At 52.7% G+C, this 26,154-nt stretch carries 23 protein-coding genes and 1 pseudogene; 12 read left to right on the forward strand and 12 right to left on the reverse strand.

The annotated features are described in order from the left end of the window. Positions 1 to 127: 127 nt before the first annotated feature. The 3 genes and pseudogenes from EC840_RS04100 to yqfB all read left to right on the forward strand — a co-directional run bounded on the left by EC840_RS04100 (position 128) and on the right by yqfB (position 2,287). A complete protein-coding gene (locus tag EC840_RS04100; RefSeq protein WP_132964048.1) occupies positions 128 to 487 on the forward strand; it encodes a cupin domain-containing protein in 360 nt (119 codons plus the stop codon). A 351-nt stretch (positions 488 to 838) separates the two neighbouring features. After that, positions 839 to 1,942, forward strand: a pseudogene (locus EC840_RS04110) (Fic family protein); the annotation flags it as partial. A 39-nt stretch (positions 1,943 to 1,981) separates the two neighbouring features. Next, positions 1,982 to 2,287 (forward strand): N(4)-acetylcytidine aminohydrolase, encoded by a 306-nt coding sequence (gene yqfB / locus EC840_RS25235; RefSeq protein WP_165929008.1) that lies wholly within the window; start codon positions 1,982 to 1,984, stop codon positions 2,285 to 2,287. 81 nt (positions 2,288 to 2,368) lie between these two features. Here yqfB and EC840_RS04115 read toward each other — a convergent pair whose 3' ends face one another. Next, positions 2,369 to 2,935 (reverse strand): DNA-3-methyladenine glycosylase I, encoded by a 567-nt coding sequence (locus tag EC840_RS04115; protein ID WP_132964050.1) that lies wholly within the window; start codon positions 2,933 to 2,935, stop codon positions 2,369 to 2,371. Positions 2,936 to 3,116: 181 nt separating this feature from the next. On the opposite strand from EC840_RS04115, the gene tus reads away from it, so the two are divergent. Beyond that, a complete protein-coding gene (gene tus / locus EC840_RS04120; RefSeq protein ID WP_132964051.1) occupies positions 3,117 to 4,052 on the forward strand; it encodes a DNA replication terminus site-binding protein in 936 nt (311 codons plus the stop codon). A gap of 69 nt (positions 4,053 to 4,121) precedes the next feature. Here the strand turns inward: tus and fumC are convergent, their stop codons facing one another. Further along, positions 4,122 to 5,519 (reverse strand): class II fumarate hydratase, encoded by a 1,398-nt coding sequence (fumC, locus tag EC840_RS04125; RefSeq protein WP_120162570.1) that lies wholly within the window; start codon positions 5,517 to 5,519, stop codon positions 4,122 to 4,124. Between the two features lie 247 nt (positions 5,520 to 5,766). Here fumC and manA point away from each other — a divergent pair, with 247 nt between their 5' ends. The 4 genes from manA (at position 5,767) to fetB (ending at position 10,203) form a co-directional block, all read left to right on the forward strand. Further along, complete coding sequence (manA, locus tag EC840_RS04130; protein WP_129638233.1) at positions 5,767 to 6,948, forward strand: mannose-6-phosphate isomerase; 1,182 nt, start codon at positions 5,767 to 5,769, stop codon at positions 6,946 to 6,948. A gap of 134 nt (positions 6,949 to 7,082) precedes the next feature. Next, the gene (locus EC840_RS04135) at positions 7,083 to 8,618 is read left to right on the forward strand and encodes a YdgA family protein (RefSeq protein WP_129638234.1); all 1,536 of its coding nucleotides are present in this window, start codon (positions 7,083 to 7,085) and stop codon (positions 8,616 to 8,618) included. 153 nt (positions 8,619 to 8,771) lie between these two features. Beyond that, complete coding sequence (fetA, locus tag EC840_RS04140; protein WP_132964052.1) at positions 8,772 to 9,443, forward strand: iron ABC transporter ATP-binding protein FetA; 672 nt, start codon at positions 8,772 to 8,774, stop codon at positions 9,441 to 9,443. Next, positions 9,430 to 10,203, forward strand: coding sequence for an iron export ABC transporter permease subunit FetB (gene fetB / locus EC840_RS04145; protein WP_129638236.1), 774 nt, complete (start codon positions 9,430 to 9,432; stop codon positions 10,201 to 10,203). The genes fetA and fetB overlap by 14 nt, the downstream gene beginning before the upstream one ends. A gap of 52 nt (positions 10,204 to 10,255) precedes the next feature. Here the strand turns inward: fetB and EC840_RS04150 are convergent, their stop codons facing one another. Continuing rightward, positions 10,256 to 10,951: a GntR family transcriptional regulator gene (locus tag EC840_RS04150; RefSeq protein ID WP_129638237.1), complete on the reverse strand. Its 696-nt coding sequence runs from the start codon at positions 10,949 to 10,951 to the stop codon at positions 10,256 to 10,258. A gap of 265 nt (positions 10,952 to 11,216) precedes the next feature. On the opposite strand from EC840_RS04150, the gene EC840_RS04155 reads away from it, so the two are divergent. After that, positions 11,217 to 11,825, forward strand: a complete 609-nt coding sequence (locus EC840_RS04155) for a hypothetical protein (protein ID WP_129638238.1) — start codon at positions 11,217 to 11,219, stop codon at positions 11,823 to 11,825. A gap of 67 nt (positions 11,826 to 11,892) precedes the next feature. On the opposite strand, the gene EC840_RS04160 is transcribed toward EC840_RS04155, so the two are convergent. From EC840_RS04160 to EC840_RS04170, 3 genes are read right to left on the reverse strand one after another with little or no spacing between them, the layout of a single operon-like run. Beyond that, entirely contained in the window at positions 11,893 to 13,623 is a 1,731-nt protein-coding gene (locus tag EC840_RS04160; RefSeq protein WP_132964053.1) for an iron ABC transporter permease, read from the reverse strand. Positions 13,624 to 13,642: 19 nt separating this feature from the next. After that, a complete protein-coding gene (locus tag EC840_RS04165) occupies positions 13,643 to 14,638 on the reverse strand; it encodes an ABC transporter substrate-binding protein (protein ID WP_165929005.1) in 996 nt (331 codons plus the stop codon). Positions 14,639 to 14,668: 30 nt separating this feature from the next. After that, positions 14,669 to 15,736 carry an ABC transporter ATP-binding protein gene (locus tag EC840_RS04170; RefSeq protein ID WP_132964054.1) on the reverse strand — a complete coding sequence of 356 codons (1,068 nt, stop codon included), beginning with the start codon at positions 15,734 to 15,736 and terminating at the stop codon, positions 14,669 to 14,671. A 320-nt stretch (positions 15,737 to 16,056) separates the two neighbouring features. Between EC840_RS04170 and EC840_RS04175 the strand changes: the two genes are divergently transcribed. Beyond that, complete coding sequence (locus EC840_RS04175) at positions 16,057 to 16,383, forward strand: type II toxin-antitoxin system RelE/ParE family toxin (protein ID WP_240783287.1); 327 nt, start codon at positions 16,057 to 16,059, stop codon at positions 16,381 to 16,383. Continuing rightward, positions 16,383 to 16,682: a helix-turn-helix transcriptional regulator gene (locus EC840_RS04180; RefSeq protein ID WP_112288591.1), complete on the forward strand. Its 300-nt coding sequence runs from the start codon at positions 16,383 to 16,385 to the stop codon at positions 16,680 to 16,682. The genes EC840_RS04175 and EC840_RS04180 overlap by 1 nt, the downstream gene beginning before the upstream one ends. Here the strand turns inward: EC840_RS04180 and xdhC are convergent. The 6 genes from xdhC to EC840_RS04210 form a co-directional block, all read right to left on the reverse strand. Continuing rightward, positions 16,675 to 17,463 carry a xanthine dehydrogenase accessory protein XdhC gene (gene xdhC, locus EC840_RS04185; RefSeq protein ID WP_132964055.1) on the reverse strand — a complete coding sequence of 263 codons (789 nt, stop codon included), beginning with the start codon at positions 17,461 to 17,463 and terminating at the stop codon, positions 16,675 to 16,677. The genes EC840_RS04180 and xdhC overlap by 8 nt on opposite strands. An 11-nt stretch (positions 17,464 to 17,474) precedes the next feature. Continuing rightward, positions 17,475 to 19,874: a xanthine dehydrogenase molybdopterin binding subunit gene (gene xdhB, locus EC840_RS04190; protein ID WP_132964056.1), complete on the reverse strand. Its 2,400-nt coding sequence runs from the start codon at positions 19,872 to 19,874 to the stop codon at positions 17,475 to 17,477. Further along, positions 19,867 to 21,270, reverse strand: coding sequence for a xanthine dehydrogenase small subunit (xdhA, locus tag EC840_RS04195; protein ID WP_132964057.1), 1,404 nt, complete (start codon positions 21,268 to 21,270; stop codon positions 19,867 to 19,869). The genes xdhB and xdhA overlap by 8 nt, the downstream gene beginning before the upstream one ends. Beyond that, positions 21,267 to 21,905, reverse strand: coding sequence for a TetR family transcriptional regulator C-terminal domain-containing protein (locus tag EC840_RS04200; protein WP_132964058.1), 639 nt, complete (start codon positions 21,903 to 21,905; stop codon positions 21,267 to 21,269). The genes xdhA and EC840_RS04200 overlap by 4 nt, the downstream gene beginning before the upstream one ends. Next, positions 21,902 to 23,254: a guanine deaminase gene (gene guaD / locus EC840_RS04205; RefSeq protein ID WP_132964059.1), complete on the reverse strand. Its 1,353-nt coding sequence runs from the start codon at positions 23,252 to 23,254 to the stop codon at positions 21,902 to 21,904. Before guaD ends, EC840_RS04200 begins: the two co-directional genes overlap by 4 nt. Positions 23,255 to 23,374: 120 nt before the next feature. Next, the gene (locus EC840_RS04210; RefSeq protein ID WP_207914739.1) at positions 23,375 to 24,547 is read right to left on the reverse strand and encodes an ROK family transcriptional regulator; all 1,173 of its coding nucleotides are present in this window, start codon (positions 24,545 to 24,547) and stop codon (positions 23,375 to 23,377) included. 307 nt (positions 24,548 to 24,854) lie between these two features. On the opposite strand from EC840_RS04210, the gene EC840_RS04215 reads away from it, so the two are divergent. Beyond that, positions 24,855 to 26,105, forward strand: a complete 1,251-nt coding sequence (locus tag EC840_RS04215; RefSeq protein ID WP_132964061.1) for an extracellular solute-binding protein — start codon at positions 24,855 to 24,857, stop codon at positions 26,103 to 26,105. The last annotated feature ends 49 nt before the right edge of the window (positions 26,106 to 26,154 follow it).

Here is a 26,154-nt window from a genome sequence, read left to right on the forward strand (position 1 = left end):
ATGTAGATATGCTGAAAATGGGTGCGTTACGTGAAATCTGCAGCATTGTGGTACTGATGCGATTCCAGAATTCACGTAGCGCGATCAGTTCAAAGTGTGATTTCTCATGTCAAAAGGTGGAAATGAGATGGTGACGAATCTGTTTAAGGATTTTCCTGTTAATGCACAGGAGGGAAATGAAGAAACGTTCGAGTCATTATTGATGAAGCCCGATATGCGTATCGAGAGAATTATTTCAACCGGTCAGGCGAGTCCCCCAGGATTCTGGTACAGCCAGCCACATAGTGAATGGGTCGCAGTGCTTCAGGGCTCGGCAGGTTTGAAATTTGAAAACGAGAAAGAAGTGCGCGTGATGAATTCCGGTGACTTCGTAAATATCCCGGCGTTGTGCAGACATCGTGTGGAATGGACAAGTACTGAAGAGCCAACGATTTGGTTAGCCATTTATTATGCTGAAGAAACCCAGGAGAAAGCAGGTGAGGTATGAACGGCGTTAGATATTGAGGTGCTGGTACGTAGCTGATATCCTATTTAACATAATATACATTATACGCACCAAATCGCGGATTATACGATCCTTGATTAAACGGCATTACCGATACCTTTCAGACTCACACGGTATCCGGAAGTTCTTGCCCCGGATACCGCTCAACTCAATTGCTTGCGGATCTACTCACGGATAATCTGACCGACGTCTATGCGGTTGCCATCGGGATCAGCAAAAACAAAAGCACGGATACCGTACTTTCCCTACCCCGTAAATCAAGAACGTTTACAATCCCTATTCGGCTCGTATAATGAGCCGAATAAGATCGCTAATCGGCTCACAGGACTCTAAATGGATAACCGGCAATGGATTTGGCAATCACCTGAGTGGCCTCAGTTCAACTGGGATGACGATATCATTCAGCCCCAACTGCGTCAGACACGCCTGAAAATAGGTAAACTTGTCGGTAAAGCCGAATCACGGCCCGGCCATGATGCTGCCGAATATTCTCTTGATGCGATGCTAAGTAATATTCTTTCATCATTCGCTATCGAGAATGAGCGGCTTGATGCACATTCTGTCCGTTCATCGCTGGCCAAACGTCTTGGTCTAACCTGGCATCTTCCTGGAACCACCACAGAACACTCGGAAGGCTTAGCCAAAATGATGATGGATGTTTTCAATCCTCAAGCGGGCGATCTAACTGAATCCCTTATTTTTCAATGGCATTGCTGGTTATTTCCGGATCCAGCGCCGGCTTTTTTACGACGTGGAGAATGGCGCGGGGATGCAACAATGCGTGTCGTATCAGGCCGGATTGGAAAGGAAAAAGTGCATTATCAGGCACCGCCACGCGAACAACTTTGTGCTGAGCTCACCGCTTTTATGCAATGGTATAATCAGTCACGCTATCGGGCGGCGCTGGATCCTCTCCTTCGTGCGGGGCTGGCACATTTCTGGTTTATCACACTTCATCCTTTTGAAGACGGGAACGGTCGGATTACTCGTGCCCTCACTGATATGGCTTTATTTCAGGCCGACGATCAAAGCGTACGTTTATACGCTGTTTCAGAGGCCATTCTCAATCACCGGAAAGATTATTATAACGTGCTGGAGGCCACACAGCGCGGAACGATGGATTTAACGGCCTGGCTCAGCTGGTTTATTAAAATGCTCGAAACCAGTGTAGATAATGCGATCATGCGTATCGATCAGACTTTGGCAAAAACGCTTTTCTGGCAAGTGCACCACAACAGCGCACTCCCTGCTGAACAAGTTAAGGTCCTGAATCGTTTGCTGGACGGAGGTAATAACGGATTTGCCGAAGGGATCAGCGCGGGACAGTATCAGAAAGTGGCGAAAGTCAGTAAGGCGACCGCTACCCGTCATCTCGCTGATCTGGTCGCTCGGGGCTGTCTTACCAAAACCGCAGCAGGTGGACGCAGCAGCCGTTATATAATCAATAACACCTTTTCTCCTTTTATTGGAAACTTTATGAAAGACATCACTTTTTACGGCAGATTTGAAGATGATATTCTTGCCGGACGCAAAACAATCACCCTGCGCGAAGCCAGTGACGCAAATTTTTCTGCCGGTGATAAGGTGCGTGTCAGCCGTTATGAGGATGACGTATTTTTCTGCAATATCGAGGTAATCTCGGTAACGCCAGTGATGTTCGATGATCTGAATGAAAAACATGCCGTGCAGGAAAACATGACGCTGGAACAGTTAAAGGATGTCATTAGCGAAATTTATCCGGGCCTGAAAGAGCTGTTTATGATTGAGTTCCGGCTTATCTGAGGTCATTTCGACACAGCTAAACAGGCGCGCTATGGATCAGTCCGCGCGCCCTTTTCTACTTATTCGTTAAGTTTTTTAAAATCAGGCTTCTTTCGCCACCTGTGTTCGGCGAAAACACTCCAGATGGTGAGTGTTGATCAGGCCGGTAGCTTCCAGCCAGGCATACACAATTGTTGGTCCCACAAACTTAAAACCCCGCTTTTTGAGATCCTTTGAAATACGCTCGGAAAGCGCATCTTTCGTCGGAACCGGACCCACGTGCTGAATTGCCTTTCCGCCGATTTGTGCCCAAATCCACTCACCAAACTCCTCGCCAGCCTGCTGCATCGCAAGATACGCGCGGGCGTTATTAATGACCGCCGTAATCTTGATGCGGGAGCGGATAATATCGGCGTTATTCACCAGTCTTTCGATGTCATCTTCAGTGAATTCAGCCACTTTCTCCGGTTCGAAATGGCTAAATGCCAGCCGCAATGCATCGCGTTTTTTCAACACAATTCGCCAGGATAATCCGGCCTGAAAACCGTCGAGCATCAGTTTTTCCCAAAGTGCCCGGCTGTCACGTACAGGTTTTCCCCATTCTTTGTCGTGATACTCAAGCATCATCGGGTCAGTTGTGCCCCACGGACAACGGATAAGGTCAGTCATAGCGAACTCCTGCAACGGATACATCCTTTATTCTAACCTGACAGGTATCAGGACGTGATAAACTTTGTTCCCCGCCCTTATAAGCGACTAAAACTCCGAAACTGATGATTTCCCTGAAGTTCATGTGTGCACGTTTTATCGTTATGCCCTACACTGTATGTTGTAACTAACTGGAGGGTTTATGGCGGATTATGATTTAATTGCCCGGATGAACGGTTGTTTTAACGAACTGGAACTGGCGTTGCAGGATCTTGGGAATTTCCTGAGTCAGCTGGAACTATTGCAGGCGCGTGTCTTTGCGCTTCCTGAAGTTGTCAAAGGTGAAGAACATAACCCCGCAGACAAAATCATCGTAACACCCCATACCGGCGAAGCCGCGCAACAACTGGCGTTACAGCATTTTCAGCGCCTGTTTATCCATCATAATAATGAGAATGTCAGCAGCAAATCCGCCGTACGTTTGCCCGGTGTGCTGTGTTATGCCGTTGATCCCGCAGAACATCAGTCTGCCCTGCTCCTGATTGAAGAAGTGAACAAGCTGAAAGCCGAACTGGAACATATTGTGACGGTGGAGTCCGGCCTTGCCCGCGAACAGCGTTTCGAGTTTGTTCATACACACCTTCGCGGGCTGATTACGCTCAATGCTTACCGCTCGGTGACGTATCTGACTGACCCGGATTCGGTGCGTTTTGGCTGGGCAAATAAGCACATTATTAAGAATGTCACCCGTGATGAAGTGCTGGCACAGCTGGAAAAAAGCCTGAATGCAGGGCGTGCCGTTTCGCCTTATACGCGCGAACAATGGATGGAAAATATTAATCGTGAGATGAGCGATGTGAAACGTCTGCCGGAACATGCTGCGCTGAAATTTAAACGACCGGTGAAAGTGCAGCCTATCGCCCGCGTGTGGTATCGCAACAGCCAGAAACAGATACAACATCCCTGCCCGTTGCCGCTGATTGCTTTATGCCTGCGCTCTCCGATGATGCAGGTGCCGAAGTTAGGTGAACTGCATGATTACGATGTCACAACCATTAAGCATAAATACAAGCCGCAGTCACAGCCGCTGAGTCTGCTGATTAAGCGCCTGCATTTGTACACCGACTACCCGCTATAAACCTCAAAGTACCGCCATAAAAAAGGTCCGGTTTCCCGGACCTCATTCGTTTACGTCAGAACGGAAACGTTATGCTTTCATACTGCCGACCATGGCTTCCGGACGCACCCATTCATCAAACTGTTCTTCAGTCAGATAACCGAGTTTCAGTGCAGAACCTTTGAGCGTCAGCCCTTCTTTATGGGCTTTCTTGGCAATTTCAGCGGCTTTGTCATAGCCGATATGCGTATTCAGCGCCGTCACCAGCATCAGCGATTCATTCAGCAACTGAGTGATCCGGTCGCGGTTTGGTTCGATACCCACAGCGCAATGCTCGTTAAAACCACGCATTCCGTCGGCCAGCAGACGCACCGATTGCAGGAAGTTATGGATCACCAGCGGACGGAAGACATTCAGCTCAAAGTTACCGGAAGCCCCGCCAATATTCACCGCGACATCGTTGCCCAGCACCTGCGCGCACAGCATGGTCATGGCTTCGCACTGCGTCGGGTTCACTTTACCTGGCATGATGGAACTGCCTGGCTCGTTTTCGGGGATAGAAATTTCGCCAATACCACAACGCGGGCCGGAAGATAACCAGCGTACATCGTTGGCGATTTTCATCAGTGAGGCAGCCAGACCTTTCAGCGCCCCATGTCCGTGAACCAGCGCATCGCAGGTGGCCAGCGCTTCGAATTTATTCGGCGACGTGACAAACGGTTGATTGGTCAGTTCCGCCAATGCTTTCGCCACGCGCACCGCATATTCCGGGTGCGTATTCAGGCCGGTTCCCACTGCGGTACCGCCCAGTGCCAGCTCGGCAATGTGCGGAATGCTGTTTTCAATGTGGGTTAAATTGTGCGCCAGCATCGCCACCCAACCGGAAATTTCCTGACCCAGCGTCAGCGGCGTGGCGTCCTGTAAATGGGTGCGGCCAATTTTGACGATGTCGCGATACGCATCCGCTTTTGCTGCCAGCGTTTTGTGCAGCACTTTCAGCTCCGGGATCAGCGTTTCACGCAGTTCGATCACCGCGGCGACGTGCATCGCGGTCGGAAACACATCGTTGGAACTCTGGCTTTTATTCACGTCATCGTTCGGGTGAACTTTACGCGCTTCGCCCCGCTCGCCGCCGAGAATTTCACTGGCACGGTTTGCCAGCACTTCATTCATGTTCATATTGGTCTGAGTACCGGAACCGGTCTGCCAGATAGCCAGCGGGAATTCTGCCGGATGCTGCCCGGCAAGCACTTCATCAGCGGCGGCAATAATGGCGTTTCCGCGCTCTGCCGGCAGCAACCCCAAATCCATGTTCACACTGGCGGCCGCACGTTTGGTCAGAGCCAGCGCGTGGATCAGCGCTTCAGGCATTTTTTCAGAAGAAATACGAAAATGCTCCAGGGAACGTTGCGTTTGTGCGCCCCAAAGTTTATCTGTCGGAACATCAATTGGCCCCATTGAGTCTTTTTCAATGCGTGTTGCTGCCATTACTGTCTCCTTAGATGCTTATTACGATGATAAATCAGGTTTTTTTGCAGGTTTTTGAATGCCGCTCGCGCTCCCACGCATCCGTTGGCGACGGATCAATTATAGTGACTTATAAGGCTGGCGTATAATTCGATTCGATCTCCATACCGAAATTACGCGCTCATGGCACTTTTTGGGGCTTCGCAGTTGTAATGCCTGCTTTGGCATTGTTTACTAGGCGGCAATATTTTCTATTCAGGATGAAGCAATGCAAAAGATGCATAACGGTGTACAGAATTACGCCTGGGGCAGCAAAGACGCGCTGACCAAACTCTACGGAATTACCGACCCGCAAGACCGTCCGATGGCCGAATTATGGATGGGCGCTCACCCTAAAAGCAGTTCTCAGGTTGAGAATGCCAGCGGTCAGACCGTCTCTCTGCGTGATCAAATCAGCGCTGACCTTAACGGTCAGTTAGGGACTAAAGTCGCTAAACGTTTCGGCGAATTGCCATTCCTGTTCAAAGTGCTTTGCGCCGATCAGCCACTTTCCATTCAGGTTCACCCAAGCAAAGGTGCCGCTGAAATTGGTTTTGCGAAGGAAAATGCTGCCGGGATCCCGCTGGACGCCGCCGAGCGTAATTATAAAGATCCGAATCACAAACCTGAGCTGGTTTATGCCCTGACGCCTTTCCAGGCTATGAACGGTTTTCGTGAGTTGCGCGACATTGTTTCTTTATTGCAGCCTGTCGCAGGCGCGCATCAGTTGATCGCCAGCTTCCTGAGCTTCCCGGATGTTGACCACCTGCGTACCCTGTTTGCCGGTCTGCTGAGCCTCGAAGGTGAAGAAAAATCCCGTGCGCTGGACGTTCTGAAATCCGTGCTCGATGATCAACACGGCGAGCCGTGGGACACCATCCGCAGCATTTCTGAATTTTATCCAGATGACAGCGGCCTGTTCTCTCCGCTGCTGCTGAACGTGATCACCTTGCAACCGGGCGAAGGCATGTTCCTGTATGCTGAAACTCCGCACGCTTACCTGAAAGGCGTTTCTCTGGAAGTGATGGCGAATTCCGATAACGTGCTGCGCGCCGGTCTGACGCCAAAATACATCGATATTCCTGAATTACTGGCCAACCTGAAATTCAATGCGAAACCGGCCGCTGAATTACTCACTACGCCGGTCGTAAAAGGCGCAGAACTCAACTTCCCGATCCCTGTCGAAGATTTTGCATTTTCAATTCACAGCCTTGCTGCAGAACCACAAACGCTGGAACAGGACAGCGCTGCTATTGTCTTCTGTATTGAAGGCCAGAGCGTTCTGGCAAGAAATGATGAAACGCTGGTGCTCAGCCCTGGCGAATCATGTTTCTTGTCTGCCGGTGAGTCTCCGGTCACGGTCAGCGGTAACGGTCGCATTGCACGGGTGTTCAATACGCTGGTGAAATGATCTGAAGCCTAAACAAAACGGGGCTAACTGCCCCATTTTGATGATTTTTCTGCTGATTCAGCTACACTCTGAAGACTAATAACGCCGTAAGGCGTTTTTTATTTTCGGGATATTTCATAAGGATAAACAGAGATATGAAGAAGTCACTAGTCGCTGTAAGCGTCATTGTAGTCCTTGGCGCGGCCTGGACAGGCGTCTCCTGGTACACGGGTAAACTGATTGAGCAGCATATGGATGAGCAGGTCGCCAATGCCAACAGCCAGCTGCAAAGCGCTTATCCGAAAGCCGGTCTTAAAGTCAGCTATGAAGATTACCAGCGCGGATTGTTCAGCAGCAAAATGCGCATCGTTCTGCGTCCGGATGCTGCCGCAGCCACCGCAGGCAGCAGTGTGCTGAAAACCGGTGACGAAATTGCCTTTATCGAAACCATCGACCACGGTCCGTTCCCTGCCGCTCAGTTGAAAAAATTCAACCTGATCCCAAGCATGGCCTCTGTTCATTCCGAACTGCAAAACACGCCGACCGTTAAAGGCTTGTTTGATGTGACCAAAGGGAAATCCCTGGTTACCGTCGATACCCGCGTTTCTTATAGTGGCGCGAGTGCATCGGCGATTGACATCATTCCTGTGACGTACCAGAAAGACGAAAGCCAGCTGGCCTTCTCCGGCGGTACCATCAATGTGGATGTTGATAAAGACCTGACCGCCATGAAGCTCGATGCTAATACCGACAGCATCGCGCTGACGTCTAAAAACCAGTGGGGGCAACTTGAGAAAGTGACTCTGGCCGGTTTTAGCATGGACAGCGATACCCGTCAGGGGAAATTCCAGGTAGGCGTGGGCGATCAGAACCTGACCGTGAAGCAAATCCTGGTGAACGTTGATGGCAAAGACGCCGGTTCTCTGGACAACTTCAAGCTGGTGAGTAAATTCTCTGAAAACGGCAATAACATTGGCGGTCAGCAGGATTACACCATCGATGCACTGAAAGTTCAGGGTCAGGATTTCGGTTCTGCAAAACTGACCCTGAAGCTGGATAAGCTTGATGGCGCAGCCCTGAAACAGTTTGCCGACAACTACAATCAGCAGTCACGTGAGTTGCTGATGAAGCAAGGTGAACTGGACCCTGCGGCTTATCAGCAGCAGGCTGCGGATTTACTGCTGGCAAATCTGCCGTTACTCCTCAAGGGTAATCCGACCATCAGCATTGCTCCGCTGAGCTGGAAAAACAGCAAAGGCGAAAGCAGCTTCAATCTGCTGCTGGATCTGAAAGACCCGGCTGCCACCCCGGCACAAACGCAAGATCAGATGCTGTCTCAGCTGGTGAATAAAGTGGACGCCAAACTCACGATCCCTCTGCCGATGGCGACTCAGGTGACCACACAGGTTGCGCAGATCGAAGGCTATAATGCTGACGATGCCACTAAACTGGCTCAGCAGCAGGTTCAGGGGCTGGCGGCGATGGGTCAGATGTTTAAACTGACTACAGTGAAAGACGACACCATTACCAGCAGCTTCCATTACGCTGACAATCAGGTTGACCTGAATGGCCAGAAAATGACGCTTCAGGAATTCGCCGGTCTGTTCGGTATTCTGGGTGGGCCAGCAGCGCCAGCCCCGACGCCTGAGCAGGAATCTCCGGTAGCGCCAGCGCCCGTTCCGGCTCAGTAATCTTCTTTACTCCTCCCTCTGCGAAGGGGGAGGCTGGGAGGGGGTTTATACACGACACCTTCTGGCCTGTTCTGACCTACCCCCCTCCCCAGCCTTCCCCTCGTGAGAGGGGAAGGAGTAAAACATCCTCCCGTTACCAAAGGATTTTCAGGCGTGACCACTCCTACTGACCTCCTTCGTCTGCAAGACGTCTCTTTTACACTCAACAATATTCCGCTTCTTGAACCTGTTTCCCTCACCCTCAATCCGGGTGAATTCACCTTACTGACCGGTCCTTCGGGCAGCGGTAAAAGTACGTTGCTGAAGATCGTTGCTGCGCTTCAAACGCCGACCGGCGGAACGCTCTGGTTTAAAGGTGAAGATATCGTGCAAATTAAGCCCGAAACCTACCGCCAGCGGGTGTCCTATTGCTTCCAGACGCCATCGCTGTTTGGCGAAACGGTGTATGACAACCTCGCCCTGCCTTATCAGATCCGTAATAAAAAGCCTGATGACGCGCAACTTCGCGACTGGCTGAAACGGGTGAATTTATCGGAGGATATGCTGACCAAGCGCACGCAGGAACTTTCCGGCGGAGAAAAGCAGCGTGTCGCCCTGCTGCGTAATCTGCAATTTATGCCGGACGTACTGCTGCTTGATGAGATCACCAGCGCACTGGATGAAGAAAATAAGAAAAACATCAACGAGATCATCGCGGATCTGGCTGACAGAGAGCGGATCGCCGTATTGTGGGTAAGCCACGATCAGAATGAAATCCGCCACGCGAAAAATGTCGTCACTTTGACCCGTCATTCACAAGGAAGCACGGCTCATGAATCAGCATAATATTACTAACCAGTCGCTGGCTCTCGCACTGATCCTGGTGGTCGTCGCCCTGCTGGTCAGCAAAAAAGAAAAACTCGGTCTCGAAAAAGACATTATCTGGAGCGTCGCCCGCGCCGTCGTGCAGTTAGTGATTGTCGGCTATGTGCTCAAATACATTTTCGATATCAATAACAGTCTGTTAACGGTACTGATGGTTTTGTTCATCTGCGTGAATGCCGCACTGAACGCCAAAAAACGCAGCCGCAACATTGATAACGGTTTTATTATTTCGTTTATCGCGATCACGACTGGCACCGCGCTGACCCTGTCCATTCTGATCCTCAGCGGCTCGATTGAGTTTCTGCCCATGCAGGTTATTCCGATTTCAGGAATGATTGCCGGTAACGCGATGGTGGCGGTAGGGTTGTGCTACAGCAATCTGAATCAGCGTTTTCTCGATAATCAGCAAAAAATTCTCGAGATGCTGAGTCTGGGTGCGACGGTAAAAATGGCTTCAGGGCAGATTATTCGCGACAGTATTCGTGCGGCGATGATCCCGACGGTCGATGCCGCCAAAACGGTGGGGATTGTGAGTTTACCGGGGATGATGTCAGGGCTGATTTTTGCCGGTATCGATCCGGTGAAAGCGATCAAGTATCAGATTATGGTGACGTTTATGCTGCTGGCGACCGCCAGTTTATCGACAATTATTGCCGGTTATCTGTCTTATAAACGTTTCTACAATGACCGTGCGCAACTGCGCGATTTGCAATCATCATAATCTTTTCTTGCCCGTCAGCGATTGCACTGGCGGGCACTCTGCCTTTACGGCGTTATAAATCCGATAACGCCTGACGCAAATTCACTTCCCCGGCGGCCTCATCGTCCAGATCCAACACCCCTTCCAGATCGTCGAGATGTTCCTGCATGATTTCTGCCGCCAGGGTGTTGTCACCGGCTTCCAGCGCATCAATGATCGCCTGATGCTCATCACACTGGCATGAAGGAACTTCATTACGCTGATACAGCGCGACAATCAGGGAGCTGCGCACCATCAGATTCGACAGAATTTCACTGAGCACGTCGTTACCTGAAATTTCGCCCAGTATCAGATGGAACTCACTTAATTCACGCACGACGGCACGGCGGTCTTCAGACGATACCGCTTCTCGCTCACCGCGCAAATGGGCAGTGATCCGCTGACGATGACGACGAATAACATCTGGTCCGATGCATTCCACAATGGCGCGTTCAATAGCACGGCGGGCAATGAAGACTTCGCGCGCCTCTTTCGCTGTGGGCTGAGCCACCATCGCGCCACGGTTAGGTTCGATGGTAACAATACGCTGTAAAGCCAGACGTTGTAACGCCACCTGAACATGATTGCGGTTAGCGCTGAGTGCCTCAACGAGTTGAGATTCAACCAGACGTGTTCCGGGACGCAGGCGTTGCTGGGCAATGGCTTTTGATAAAACGTCGACAATGCGCTGAACTTCCAGCTGCTTGGCGGTTGTAGTTGGATTACTCATGGAATGCTAAATGGCCTCTTTCTGGCAGTTTCCCTGCACGCTAACATCAACCGTTTGCTTTCGTCATTAGTAAATGACGTGCAGTCCCAAATCATGCAAAAAATCCTATAAAATAGCACTTAACATTCATAGTAATTATCATTCCAGCACACATTCCCAATATCCCCGCGATGACCTTCCGTATCCTTGCTGTACCTCACGCTATGCAGATAAATGTTCAGAACATGTAAAGTAAGCGCACCAACGTATTGAAAACAGGACAATAATGAAACACACACTTTTGAAACATTTACTCAATTTTATCGTATTAGCACTGGGAGCAGTCTTCACTGCATTGGTCATCTGGCTGGATGTGGCAGTATTCAAAGACGGTGTGCAGGAAATTTCCGCCACTGAAATCCTGCAGGAACTGACACTGCTGGTCATCAGCGCACTGTTTTTCCTGCAGGCCAAAAAACATCCGGCATTACGCGGCGGCATGATCCTGATTGGCGGGTTCTTCTTCTGTATGCTTATCCGCGAACTCGACGCCTTGTTTGATCAGATCCACTATGGCTCATGGGTCTATTTTGCCAGTCTGATCGCGGTCTATTGTATTGTCTGGGCATGTATCACCCCGAAAACCAGCCTGCGCGGATTATCTGCTTTTCTGGCCCATCCGGCCTGCCATTATATGGTTTGCGGTCTGGTGTTGATCTTGGTCTTTTCCCGTGTCTTCGGAATGAACCTTATCTGGAAAGCCGTGATGCAGGGCGACTATGTCCGTGAAGTGAAAAATATTGTCGAAGAAGGCACCGAAATGATGGGTTACCTGTTGTGCCTGGGTTCTGCCATTGCTTTCTGGAAACGTAGCGAGCCGCTTAAAACGCTGTAAACCGCTATCTAAAACGATAACTGTTAAAAAAAAGCCTGATGCGAGTTTATGCAGCAGGCTTTTTCATTCATATCCGCCAAGGCAAGACGCCTTCAGGAAGGCGACGCGCGAACAGCGAGGCCAGCAGCATAAACCCCAGCACGACGACAATCATCAGACATCCCACCGCAGCGGCCAGGGTTGATGAACCGCCTTCATCCAGAAAGACAATCATCGGCCCGAGGGTTTGAGTGCCGGACGTCACCAGCAAAATCGACACCTGAATTTCATTGAGTGCGGTCAGGAAGACCAGAATAGTTCCGGCCATCGCCGAAGGCGCGGCCAGCGGCATCAGGATATCGCGCATTCTTCGCAGGAATCCCGCACCAAAGATTTGCGCGGCTTCATCCAGCGAGCGTTCGATCTGGGCGAATCCGGCCAGTGTCGGGCGCAGCACCAGCGCCATGAAATTCGAAAGATATGCCGCCAGAATGATCCAGACGGTGCCGTAAAGGCTGATGTGCAGCAGCGGCAATGGCCTGAGGAAAAACAGGATCGCCGCAATGCCCGTGACAATCCCCGGAAATGCGTACGCCAGTTCCGTGAACAGCTGCAAAATCCGCACCAGACGCGTACGTTGCCAGCTGAGAAAATAGGCCAGAAACAGCGAAACTAGGGTCAGTATCAGCGCGGTCATCACGGTCAGCCCCAGACTGGTGATAAATGCGTGTCGTATAGCCGGGTAGCCAAACAACGCATTAGCATAATTGCTCAGCGTCAGGCTTTGTATCGTCAGCGCCTGACCAAAGCCTGTTGTCAGCGAGGTGGTCAGCAACGCGGACATTGGCAGTATGAGCGTCAGCACCATCCATCCCCACACGGCTACCTCAACCGGAAAGCGCCAGCGACCGAGTGTCTGATGCAACGCCCGCGGCGTACCGGTGACCCGCACATCCTGCCGGCCGCCCAGCCAACGGCTGAACATCAGTCCGGCCAGCGTAATCGCGGCAATCAGCAATGAAAGCACGGCCATATCCGCCAGAGCCGATGCGCCCACGCTGTTGAGCTGCTGATAAACCAGCGTGATAAGCGTCGGGATCCGCCCCGGAATACCGAGCATCGCCTGAATACCAAAATTGCCCGCGGAGGTGACAAAAGAGAGTGCCGCACCCGCAAAAATAGCCGGACGTACCAGCGGCAAAATCACTGTAAACAGCACCCGCCAGGGTTTAGCTCCGCCGCTGCGTGCCGCTTCCACCAGTTCAGCCGGAAGCCTGCGTAATCCTGCACGCACCATCAGAAACACCAGCGGCGCGTTATGCAGCCCCAGCAAAACAATAATGCCGGTCAGCGAATACAACGGTGAAGGTGAACCGGCGGGTAAACTGAGCCCCAGGAATTGCAAAACCGGGCTCGACGGTGAAAGCGCCTGCACCCACGCCAGTGCCGTAACCTGCGGCGGGATCATCAGTGGCAGAATAAAGGTAAATACCCATGCCTGCTTACCGCGCAGATTGGTCAGCGCAATCAGCAGCGCCGCCACCGTACCCAGCAACATCGCCAGAAGTGTTGAGATAATGGCAATCGTCAGCGTATTCACCGTGGCGGACACCACTTTGCGGGTACCCAGCAGATGCATAAATCGTGTGATGTCCGGCACGCCATCGGGGGCAATTGCCGCCCAGACCAGCCGTGTGAGAGGCGCTATCGATAATATGCCTATCAACAGCGTTAGTCCCCAGAGCACCACTTTCTCACTGCCCGGCCACCCACGACGCGAAGGGGTTACCCGGCGCTGGATTTCACTCATCACGCTCATTTATCTGCCCTTTGTGCTGTCAGCCACCAAAGATTTCAGTGAATTTTGCGCGGACTTCTTTGTCGTCTGCGACGGCTTTATCTGAATCGAGGGTCAGCAGTTTGATTGAATCCATCGGAGCAAATCCTTCGGGCGCCGCAACGCCGGCATCAATCGGACGGTTGCCCTGCTTCGCCACGAGTTGCTGACCCTGTGGCGACAGCATGAAATCGACAAACGCTTTTGCTGCCGGTACGTTATGCGCTCCGGACAGTATCGCGACCGGTTCCGTCACGGAAGAAGCCCCTTCTTTCGGATAAACCAGATCTATCGGTGAGCCCTGTTTTTTGGCACGGATAATATCGGCGTCCGTGATCACACCGTATTTCGCCATTCCGCTGGCGACCGCCTTCAGCGCTGGGCCATTACCCCCTTCCGGTGTAATACCGTTTGCCGCCAGTTTCTGATAGAACGCCCAGCCAATGTCAGGCGTATTAATCGCCGTATGCAGATGATATAACGCCGCACCGGAATACAGAGGACTTGGCACTGCCACCTGACCTTTGTTTTGTGGATCGGTCAGCGCCATCCAGCTGTCTACGGGTTTGGCATTTTTAGTGTTATAGGCAATCACCGTGGCAATGATTTTGGTGCCAAACCATGTTTTATCTTTGTCATAGAAATTCGGGCTGATATTCCCCACCGGTGCATCGGCATAAGCCATCAGCTTGCCGTCTTTTTTCAGCGCACCCAGATTGATGGAATCCGCGACCAGCAGCACATCAGCTTTCACATCACCGGCCATCATTTCCGTCTGCAACACATTCATTAACTGCGTGGTGCCATTTCGCGTCCATTCCACCTGTACATTTGGATATGCCGCCTTAAAGGCATCGATGGTCTGTTGCGCGATTTCAGGAGCCTGCGAGGTATAAACCACCAGTTTGCCTGAAGCAGCATCTGCGGCGTATGCCGGAGCTGACAGCGCCACTGCCAAAGTCAAAGCGGAAGACGTAAGTTTTATTTTATTAAACATGTTCGTAGCCCTGTCCTTAAGAAATGAAAATTACTGAGGAATGATCCAGCCGTCAGTGATGATAAAGGTGACATTGTCACCTATACACCAACGTCTGCCGGCAGATGAATGCAGTGAAAGCCGCAGTTCGGGGGCGCTTAAGGGTTCAACGTCATACTGATGATATCCCCCGCGATAAATCACCCGGGTGATACGGGCAGCGATACCCTGTTCACCGGCCTGAGCAAAGCGTAAATCATCGGCGTGAACACAAACTTGTGCGCTGACAACCGGAGTCTGGTCAGGTGATGCCCGCAAGCGGACTCGCATCCCCAGAATCTCAGCCAGAGCACTGCCGCCTTCTGCTGGCAGGATGTTTTGTGCCGGAATAACGCGACCATCGTCGATAAAGGACGCAACCATGGCGTTAGCCGGTTCCCGGTATAACGTTTGCGGTGTCGCGAACTGCATGACCTTACCTTCATTCATCACCACAACGCGGTCAGCAATCGCCATCGCTTCCTGCTGATCGTGCGTGATATACAGCAACGTCGCGCCGGTATGCTGATGAAAACGGCTGAACTCCTCCTCCATCGCTGCACGCAAATGCACATCGAGATTCGCCAGCGGCTCATCCAGCAGCACCACACCGGGGCGTGTCACCAGGCAACGCGCGAGTGCCACACGCTGCCGCTGACCACCGGACAGATCCGCAGGACGACGCGTCGCATAATCACCTAAACCGACCAGCGCCAGCGCATCCTGCGTTCTGGTGCGGCGTTCATTACGATCCATTCCCGCCACTTTCAGGCTGTACGCCACGTTCTCCTCAACAGACATGTGCGGCCATAACGCGTAATTCTGAAACACGATGCCCAGGTCACGTTTCTCCGGCGCCACATGAAAGTCAGATGATGAAAACAGACGATCTCCCACGGTGATCGTACCGCTGCTGACCGGCTCAAAACCGGCAATAGTGCGCAGTAAAGTCGTTTTTCCGCAGCCGGAAGGCCCGAGCACGGCCACGAACTCGCCGTGCCGGATATTCAACGAAACATCATTTAACACCGGCTGGATGGTGAAGGATTTGCTCAGGTGGGAGATCTGGATAGCAGACATGCGTCGGAGGTTTCCTCAGTGCGGCAATGGCCTGTTCGATGAGGAAACAAATTACTGCGGTTTTGTGACTGTTTTATGAACCGGTGGCGAAGGTTTGGTTTGACTGATGTTTCAGTGAGTTATTTTTTGCGAGACATCGCGGAGGAAAACACCGTCCATCTGATCACGGTGAAAAAGAGGGACAGAATGCTTGTTCGTGATCACACGAAACGGCGGAAGCAGGCAGAAATACGAGACAGCTTCCGGTTTGAAAAGAATCATAAATGATTACTTCCTATTTGAACAAAGAGTAATCATACTCCACCGCAAGGAAAGCGATTGTGTACGACGTAACCCTGTTGCCCAGTGCTCAGAAAACACTTCTGAAATTGCCTATGACACTTTATGCCGCTGTCGTTGATGCACTGGAAGATCTTGAGAACTACGGAGCTGATCTGCAAGAACCCTTAGTAAGATATGTTGGAAAAGGATTACGAGAGATTCGGGTTACCAGCCGGGATGGTCTGGGCAGAGCGTTTTACTTTTTTATGAAGGGTCGCCGTATTTATGTCGTCCATATACTTCATAAAAAGACGGATAAGACGCCTCCCCATGATTTAGAGCTGGCTATAAAACGTATGAAAACGGTCAAAAGGAATGAAGCATGATTGACGATGATGATGACTATGAACTGATCCCCTTTAGCGTGGTGAAAGCGGAAGCGATGAAGAATCCCGAGTTTGTCGCCGCTTACGCCGCACACAAAATGCATAAAAAAATGGTCGCAGATCTCAAAGCCATGCGAATTGCAGAGTCCCTGACACAGCAAGACATTGCACGCCGCACCGGGCTTAAAAAGCAAAATATTAGTCGCCTGGAAAACGGTGTCGCGTCCCCAACTCTGACCACCATCAGCCGTTACGCCGTCGCACTCGGCGGCACCTTCGAGTTCAAAAAACTCAGCTGACCACCTGACTGTGCGCGCCATACGCGGCAATAAACTCTCCGGCAATGGCTACGGCGATTTCTGCGGGGAGTTTGCCGCGTACATCAGGCAGCCCGACCGGGCAGCGCATTCTTGCCAGCTGCTCCTCCGAAATCCCTTTCCCCGATAACCGGTAGTCAAAGCGTTTACGCTTAGTCTCCGAGCCAATCAGTCCGAAATAGCGGAAATCTCCACGTTTGAGGATCCCCTCGCTCAGGGCGAAATCCAGCTGATGATCATGCGTCAGCACCATGAAATAACTGCCGGCGGGCATCTGCGGCACGGTACCTTCAGGTTCTTCATCGACGATGCAGGTAATTTGTGGATCCACTACCACGGGGAATTCACTGGCACGGGCATCTACCCAGGTAATACGGCACGGCAACGTGCTGAGAATATTCACCAGCGCCCGTCCGACATGCCCCGCGCCATAGACCACCACATGCGGCTGCGGTTGGCCGAGCGGTTCGAGCAACACCGACGCCATGCCGCCGCAACATTGCCCGAGCCGGGCTCCTAAGGAAAAGCGTTCGAAACGGGAGGTTTTGGCTCCAGATGCAAGCATTTCACGGGCAATGCTGGTCACCTGAAATTCCAGATTACCGCCGCCAAGCGTAAAAAATATCTGGTCAGCGGTGATCAACATTTTACTGCCCGCATCACGTGGCGTGGAGCCCTGATTCTCGACCAGCGTCGCTACCACACACGGCTCGCCGCGCCGTTGCAGATCGTGCAGACGGGTTATCCAGTCATCAGTACGCATGAGAACCTCCGTTAGCCGGTAACGTTGACGCGTTCGGCAGAATCACAAATGACAACGTCACATGAAAAATGTAACTGATTCAGACCGTTAAGCACTCTTTCTGGCGTGGCGGGCGCATCGATATGCGGATGCACGCGGTAATCAGCAAGACTGGCAACGGCGTCTTTAATTGCACACCAGACCGAAATCCCGAGCATAAACGGCGGCTCACCGACGGCTTTGGAATGGAAAACCGTGTCCTCCGGGTTCTTGCGGTTCTCCACCAGTTTCACGCGCAGGTCCTGCGGGATATCGCCGATAGCCGGAATTTTGTAGGCTGCCGGACCACTGGTCATTAACCGCCCTTTGTCGTTCCACACCAGTTCTTCCGTCGTCAGCCAGCCCATGCCCTGCACAAACCCGCCTTCCACCTGACCGATATCAATCGCCGGATTGAGCGAATCGCCGACGTCATGCAGGATATCTGCCCTGAGCAGTTTGTATTCTCCGGTCAGCGTATCGACCAGCACTTCTGCGCAGGCTGCGCCGTAGGAGAAGTAATAGAAAGGATGTCCGGCGGCTTTGCTGCGGTCGTAGAAAATCTTCGGCGTTTTGTAATACCCGGTACTGGACAGCGGCACCTGATTCAGCCAGCACTGGGTGGCCACCTGTTCAAAACTGAAATACTGATCGTTAACCCGCACCTGGCCGTTACTGAAAGTGATGTCCGTTTCCTGCGCATCATAAACACGCATCAGCATCTCAACCATGCGCCCTTTGATAATTTCCGCCGCATTCTGCGCGGCCTTACCATTCAGGTCAGCGCCGGATGACGCGGCGGTTGGCGACGTATTCGGCACTTTGCCGGTATCAGTGGCGGTGATCTGAATGCGGCTGATATCGACCTGAAATACTTCGGCTACCACCTGCGCAACTTTGGTGTTCAGCCCCTGTCCCATTTCGGTGCCGCCGTGGTTGAGCTGAATACTGCCGTCGGTATACACCAGTACCAGCGCGCCAGCCTGATTGAGGAAACTGGCGGTAAATGAAATGCCGAATTTTACCGGCGTCAGCGCCAGACCTTTTTTCAGATAACGGTTGTGGCGGTTAAATTCTGTGACAGCGTCACGTCTCGCTGTATAGTCTGCACTCTCTTCCAGTTGCGCCGTCATCTCCTGCAACAAGTTTTGCCCGACCGGCTGGTGATAATGCGTAACGTTGCGGCTTTCCTGACCATAGTAATTATTTTTACGCACGGTCAGCGGATCCAGCCCCAGTTCACGGGCGATGTGATCGACAATGTGCTCAATCGCCACAATACCCTGCGGCCCGCCAAATCCGCGATAAGCGGTATTCGACGCCATATTAGTTTTGCAGCGATAACCGGTGATCAGCGCATCGCCGAGGTAATAGGCGTTATCAGAATGAAACATCGCGCGATCGACAATAGAACCGGAGAGATCCAGCGAATAACCACAGTTAGCCGCCAGTTTAATGTCGATGCCGTGAATGACGCCCTCATCAGTAAACCCGACGTCATAACTGACGTGGAACGGATGACGTTTACCGGTGATCAGCATGTCATCCTGACGCGCCAGACGCATTTTCGCCGGACGTCCGGTCAGATGCGCCGCCAGCGCCGCAAGGCACGCCGTCCCCGCCGCCTGCGTCTCTTTGCCACCAAAACCGCCGCCCATGCGACGCATATCAACCACCACTTTGTGCATCGGCAAATCCAGCACCGAGGCCACCAGCTTTTGCACTTCGGTCGGATGTTGTGTCGAGCTGTACACCAGCATCGCACCGTCTTCACCGGGCATCACCGAAGCAATCTGCGTTTCGAGATAAAAATGTTCCTGGCCGCCTATTTCCAGTTCACCCTGCAAACGGTGCGGCGCACAGGCCAGCGCCATTTCAGCGTCCCCGCGTTTATGCTGATGCGGCTCTTCCACGTAATGTTCCAGCGCCAGCGCCTGTTTCACGGTCAGTACGGCGTCACGCGGCTGATATTCCACTTTCGCCTGCGCGACTGCGGCACGGGCGGCCTCCATTGAGGTTGCCGCCACCACCAGCACAATCTGGCCGACATAGTGCACGATGCCCTGCGCCATCAGCGGATCACCAAAAGTGAGCGGCGCAATGTCCGGATTGCCCGGCACATCTTCGGCGGTCATCACCCGCACCACACCGGGCACGGCGTAACAAGGTTCGGTATCGATATGCAAAATGTCGGCGTGCGCATGCGGGCTGAGCAGCGGCACCAGGTGCAACTGATTGGGGAATTCCAGCCGGTCGTCGACATACACTGCTTCGCCGCTGACGTGTTTATCCGCGCTTTCATGCTTCTGGCTTTTGCCGACGCCGCTCTGCAATCCTGCCCGGAACAGCGTCTCCATTTCCTGTTGCGAAAGAGCCGGTTTAGATTCAGACATAGTGAGTTACCCGCATCAGGGTTTCAGGAGAAGTCATTTCGATATGACAGCGGCGCAGCAGGTTTTTCGCCACCTGCATACGGTATTCGCGACTGGCACGGAAATCGCTGACAGGGGTGAAATCCAGTTCCAGCGCCTGACAGGCACGCTCGATAGTCATCGTCTGCCAGGGTTGACCGAGCAGTTGTGCCTCGCAGGAAATAGCGCGCTTCGCCACTTCCGCCATGCCGCCGAACGCCACGCGGGCATGTATCACCACGCCGTTTTGCACTTCGATGTGCAGAGCCGCGCAGACGGCGGAAATATCATCCTCCAGCCGTTTCGACACTTTATAAATCCGCAACTGGCGCGCCGCCGAAGTGCTGCGAGGGATGCGTATTTGTTCGATAAATTCGCCGGGCTGTAACGCCGTTTTGCGATAACCGAGGAAGAACTTATCGAGCGGCAATTCGCGTTGTTCCGCGCCCCGCCGCAGTAACAACGAAGCACCCAGCGCCAGCAGTACCGGTCCGCCGTCTCCAATGGGCGAACCGTTGGCAATATTGCCGCCAAAGGTGCCCTGATTACGGATTTGCTGTGAGGCGAAGCGTTCCAGCAACTCGCCGAATTCAGGGAATTCATCGTGTAAGACCGGCATACAGTCGCTCAGCGGTGCCGCCGCACCAATGTGAATAGCCTGACCGGTCAGCGTAATAACTTTGAGTCCGGGAATATGGCTCAGCGAAATCAGTTCAGGCAGACGCTGATAGCGTTGAGTAACCTCCAGCGCCAGATCCGTCCCCCCGGCCACCAGTCGGGCATCAGGTTGAGCAAGATAACGGTCGGCCAGTTCATCAATACTGACCGGTTCTCCGGTGGCTGAAATCGCACGGAGTTTCTCCAGCGTCAGCCCGGCATCGGCATCAAACTGATCCGGTTGCGGCGCGTCGCAAATGGCTTTCGCCGCATCCATGATCGACCGGTAACCGGTACAGCGACAAAGGTTGCCGGAAAGCGCGTGCTGAGTCTGTGCGACGCTGAAAGTTTGCTGCTGTTTTTCCAGCGCAAACAGGGACATCACAAACCCCGGTGTGCAGAAACCGCACTGTGAGGCATGGTTATCCACCATCGCCTGCTGCACGTGATGCAGTTCGCCACGGTGTTTGAGATCTTCCACGGTGATCAGTTGTTTACCATGCACCGCGGGCATAAATGTCAGACAGGCATTGACGGTCCGGTAGGACAACGCATCACCTTGCGGTTCAGCCAGCACCACCGTACAGGCGCCGCAATCACCGGAAGCACACCCTTCTTTAGTACCGCAACGCCCTGCATCGCGGCGCAGATATTGTAATACCGTCGTGTCAGCGGGCAGATTTTCCGTGTGGATCCTGCCGTTCATCAGAAATTGGATCATGCGCAGTCTCCTGTCTTACAGCCGTTCAGAATCAGTGTCGTCACTTCATCGATAATGTGCTCACGCGCCTGTTCATCGCCTTCAAAATTGCCGTACATATGCTTCACCTGAACCGCAAAATCGGCGTAATACTGCGTCACCGCCCAGATATGCATGATGAAAAGACGGGCATCCAGCGCGCGGATTTTGCCCTGTTCAATCCACTGATGGATCAGGTTCTCTTTGCCGGTGATATTCTGCGTGGCCTGCGGCCAGTATTTGTGAAGATAATGACCGCCTCCGAGTACTTCGCTGGTGAAAATGCGCGACAGTTCGGGCTGGTCAAAACTGAAATTGAGTTTGTTACGGATATAGCGACTCAGCACCGCTTCCGGTTCGCTGAGCGACGGGTCAAACTGGATGATGTCGCCCCAGACTTTCAGTACTTTCTGCAAGAGTTCTTCGTACAACTCTTCTTTCCCGGCGATGTAATAGTGCAGCTGGGCTTTTTTGATCCCCGCACGCCGGGCAATGGCCTGAGTCGTCGCGCCCTGAAAGCCCTTTTCACTGAATTCTGCAATCGCGGCAGCGTGGATATTTTCCAGCGTGCGCTCGCGTGCAACGCGGACTTTGCCACCGGTTTCATTGTTCATCATGCGCAACATTCCCCCTGCCCAGCATCCCGCGCATAGACCTGTTCGCCATCGACATACGTGCAGTAAACATTGCGGTCGTCACCCAGCGTCATCAGCACAAACAGCTTTTCGGCCAGCGTTTTGCTGTTGGAGGCGCGCAATTTTTGTAATGCACTGACACCCGGTTCGAGCACCACGAAATCGGCCTCTTTACCAGCGTTGAAATTGCCAATCTTGTCGTCAAGATGCAGCGCCCGTGCGCCGCCGAGTGTGGCGTGATAGAACGCTTCAAAGGCGGATAAACGATAGCGCTGAAGTTGTCCGACTTTATAAGCTTCCGACAGTGTTTCCAGCATATTGAAAGTGGTACCCGCACCGACGTCCGTGCCCATCCCGACGCGCACCTGCTTCTGCCAGGATTTCTGCAAATTAAACAGGCCGCTGCCCAGAAACAGGTTGGACGTTGGACAAAAAGCAATGGTCGAATCGGTGTCGTGCAGGCAATCCCATTCGCTGTCATCCAGATGCAGGCAGTGCGCAAACACACAGCGTTCGCCGGTCAGACCGTACTGATGATAAACGTCGAGATAATGCTGATGTTCCGGGTGCATCTCTTTAACCCACGACAGCTCGGCAACGTTTTCGCTCAGATGGGTATGCATGTAGACATCGGGGAATTCTTGTTTAAGCAGTCGAACTTTTTGCAACAGCTCCGGCGAAGATGTCGGCGCAAAACGCGGCGTCAGCGCGTAGCTCAGGCGCTGACGGTTGTGCCAGCGCGCAATCAATTCGCGCGTATCACGCTCGCTTTCTTCAGGGGTTTCCAGCAAGGCATCGGGGGCGTTTTTGTCCATCATCACCTTGCCCGCCACCAGGCGCATATTGATGTCGGATGCCTCTTTAAACAGTGCGTCGACCGACTGCGGATGCACGGTGCCAAACACCAGCGCCGTGGTGGTGCCGTTGAGTAACAGCTGATCGAGGAAGAATTTCGACATGCGCTTTGAATAATCCGCGCAGTGATATTGCTGTTCGGTCGGGAAGGTATATCGGGTCAGCCACTCGAGCAGTTGCTCGCCGTAAGCGCCGATCATTTCAGTTTGCGGATAGTGGATATGCGTATCGACAAAACCGGGCACGATCAGTTTGTCGCGATAATCATCGATTTTCAGGCCTGCGGTTTTTTGTGCCAGCGCCAGCCTGCCTTCACCCTCCTGCCAGTTGCCCAGCCAGACGATGTGACCGCCGCTGAGCAACATCAGGCCGTCTTCGATATAGCGCACCTGCGCTTCAAAATCTTCCGGCCGCAACACCGGCTCGCGGATATCGAAGAAATTGCCGCGTACAGCGCGGGTGATGATCTGACTCATGGCATTTACCTTCTCTGCAACATTCACATTCATGATTGATAACAGAACATGTGCAAAGCGTATGCCAAATCTGACCGATTGGTCAGACCGTGTGGATGTTTTTTAGAGCCGGAGGAAACTCTACTTCAGTAACACCTCATATTGCGGATTGAATTCGTCGAAGATCGGCAGTGCCGCCGCACCCAAGGCCGCAGTGTCACTGCCGGACATGCCGAGACGGATGCGGGCACTTTGTGCGTAGCGGCTGCGGACCGAACTGTAGAGTGGTGTCAGACGCTGGATCAGCTTCTCCACCAGAGGCTTAGGCATCGTTCCGCCGATAACCACGCTCTGCGCATCGAACACGCATTCCATAATATTGATGGCCTGCAACGCCGGTTCGACAGCGGTATCCAGCCATTGATCAAACAGCTTTTCGTCCACGGTAAGCAGGTCTTCCGGCATCGCAGACAACGGTTCCAGACCGCAGGCTTCATACGCGGCCTGCAAAGAAACATAGCGTTCCAGGCAACCTTTGTTGCCGCAATAGCATTCCCGACCGCCCGGTTGCACCACAATGTGGCCGACCTCGCCCGCATTGTGTGCATGACCGGTGTAAATCTGCCCGTCGGTGAAGATACCTGCGCCGAGTCCGGTGCCGATATACAGATACACAAACGACGATAACTGCTTAGCCACACCGTGAAAACGCTCACCAATGGCGGCGACGGTGGCATCGTTTTCCAGCGTCACCGGCCAGCCGGTCGCGGCGCTTAAACGGGCTTCAATATCAATGTGATCCCAGCCGTGCAGCGTGGTCGGCCCCTGTGACGAAATCCCTTCCACGCCAAACGGGCCCGGCATCACCACACCCATACCCAGGATTTTTCGCCAGTCAATTTTCACCTGTTGGCGCATTTCTTGCAGAACCTGATCGATAAGAGCCAGCGTGGGCTCTGGCTGAGGTTTCTGTACATGGATCAGTTTGCGAAAGCGGACGGTTCCCGTCAGATCCACCAGCACAATCAGCAGCGACTGATGATCAAGATGGATGCCGATAGAATAGGCGCTGTCAGGATTGAGTGTCAGTGGCGTTGCTGGTTGACCACGCCCTCCCGCACGGCGTGGCAGATGGGAAGACAAAATCCCCGCCTGCTCGAGTTCGGTAGCGATGTTAGAAACGGTTTGCGGAGTCAGTGACGTCAGCCGGGCAATTTCGGCACGGGTGAGTTCACCGTTAAGGCGAATGGCTTCAATGACCACCCGGCGATTGTGAGCACGGGCGTGCTCAAGATTGGTGCCAGAAGTTGTTATCACATGCCTCTCCACGGTGAAGACCTTGAGGGCAGTATGTGGCGACTGATTACAGCAATCAAATTGATTTTATAAATAACAGAATATGAATATGACGGTGCCATCACAGCTTTGAATGTTATTGCCATGTTAATAATAATCGCCAGTCACTATTCGCTTTCCAATGTTTTTAAGATTCACCTTCAGATCCAGTAGCACAATCCGGCAGGGACGCAGGGACTGGCAGAACTATGCCTTCCCATTTTTTTTAGCCGATTAAAGCAATCAAATTGATTTAATAAACTTAACCCTGTTTCGGAGAATGACGATGAGCCTACGACTTTCCCCTGCGGCCACCCTGTGCGCCCTCTCTGCTCTCACCCTGGGATATTCCGTCAATGCGCTGGCGGAAACCACGCTCAGTGCCCTGTTTATGACGCAGGCGGCGTACAGCGAAGCGGATATCCGTGCCATGACCGCAGATTTCACTAAGCAGCATCCGGATATCAAAGTGAATCTCGAATTTGTGCCTTACGAAGCGCTGCATGACAAAATCGTTGCCGCACGCGGTGCCGGAGACAAAGGCTACGACGTGGTGTTATTCGATGCCATCTGGCCTGCTGAATTCAACAAATACGGCCTGTTGCAGGACGTGACGGCGCGTATTCCTGCGGACGAAAGCAACAAGATTTTTGACGGCGCGATTTCTACCGTGACCTACAAAGATAAACGCTGGGGAATGCCGTGGATCCTCGACACCAAATATCTGTATTACAACAAAGCCATGCTGGCTAAAGCCGGGATCACCACTCCGCCTGCCACCTGGGCTGACGTTGAGAAGCAATCTGAGATCCTCAAAGAAAAAGGCATCGTGAAATATCCGCTGGTCTGGAGCTGGTCACAGTCCGAAGCGCTGCTGTGCGACTACACCACACTGGTTTCCGCGTTTAAGGGCGATTTCTATAAAGACGGCAAACTGAATTTCACCAATTCCGGCGCGATGAAAGCCATCAATTATATGAAAGAGACGCTGGATAAAGGGCTGACCAACCCGAACTCCCGCGAGTATCTGGAAGAAGATGTGCGTAAGTCATTCTCCAACGGCGACGCCGCTTTCGCACTGAACTGGACGTACATGTACAACATGGCCAACGACCCGAAACAGAGCAAAGTCGCGGGTGACGTCGGCGTGATCCCGGCGCCGGGTGAAGCCGCAGGTGGCGCTTCAGGCGTTAACGGTTCGATGGGTCTGGGCATCGCCAAAGCCAGCGCGCATCCGGATCAGGCGTGGGAATACATCAGCTACATGACCTCGCAACCGGTACAAAACAAATACGCCAAACTTAGCCTGCCAATCTGGAAATCTTCTTATGAAGATCCGGCAGTACAGAAAGATCAGGAGCAGTTGATCGCTGCGGCGAAAACCTCGCTGAACGTGATGTTGTCGCGCCCTGTGACGGCGGATTACTCACGTCTGTCGAACATTTTGCAGCAAAACATTCAGGCGGTATTGCAGGGTAAAACCCCGGCAAAAGACGGTATGGAAGCCTCAACAACCGCCGCTGACCGTTTACGTTGAGTTTTTAAAAGCCAACACAACGCCCTGAAGGTACTGGCCTGACGGGCGC

Source organism: Rahnella sp. JUb53 (assembly GCF_004346065.1).
GTDB classification, from domain to species: domain Bacteria; phylum Pseudomonadota; class Gammaproteobacteria; order Enterobacterales; family Enterobacteriaceae; genus Rahnella; species Rahnella variigena.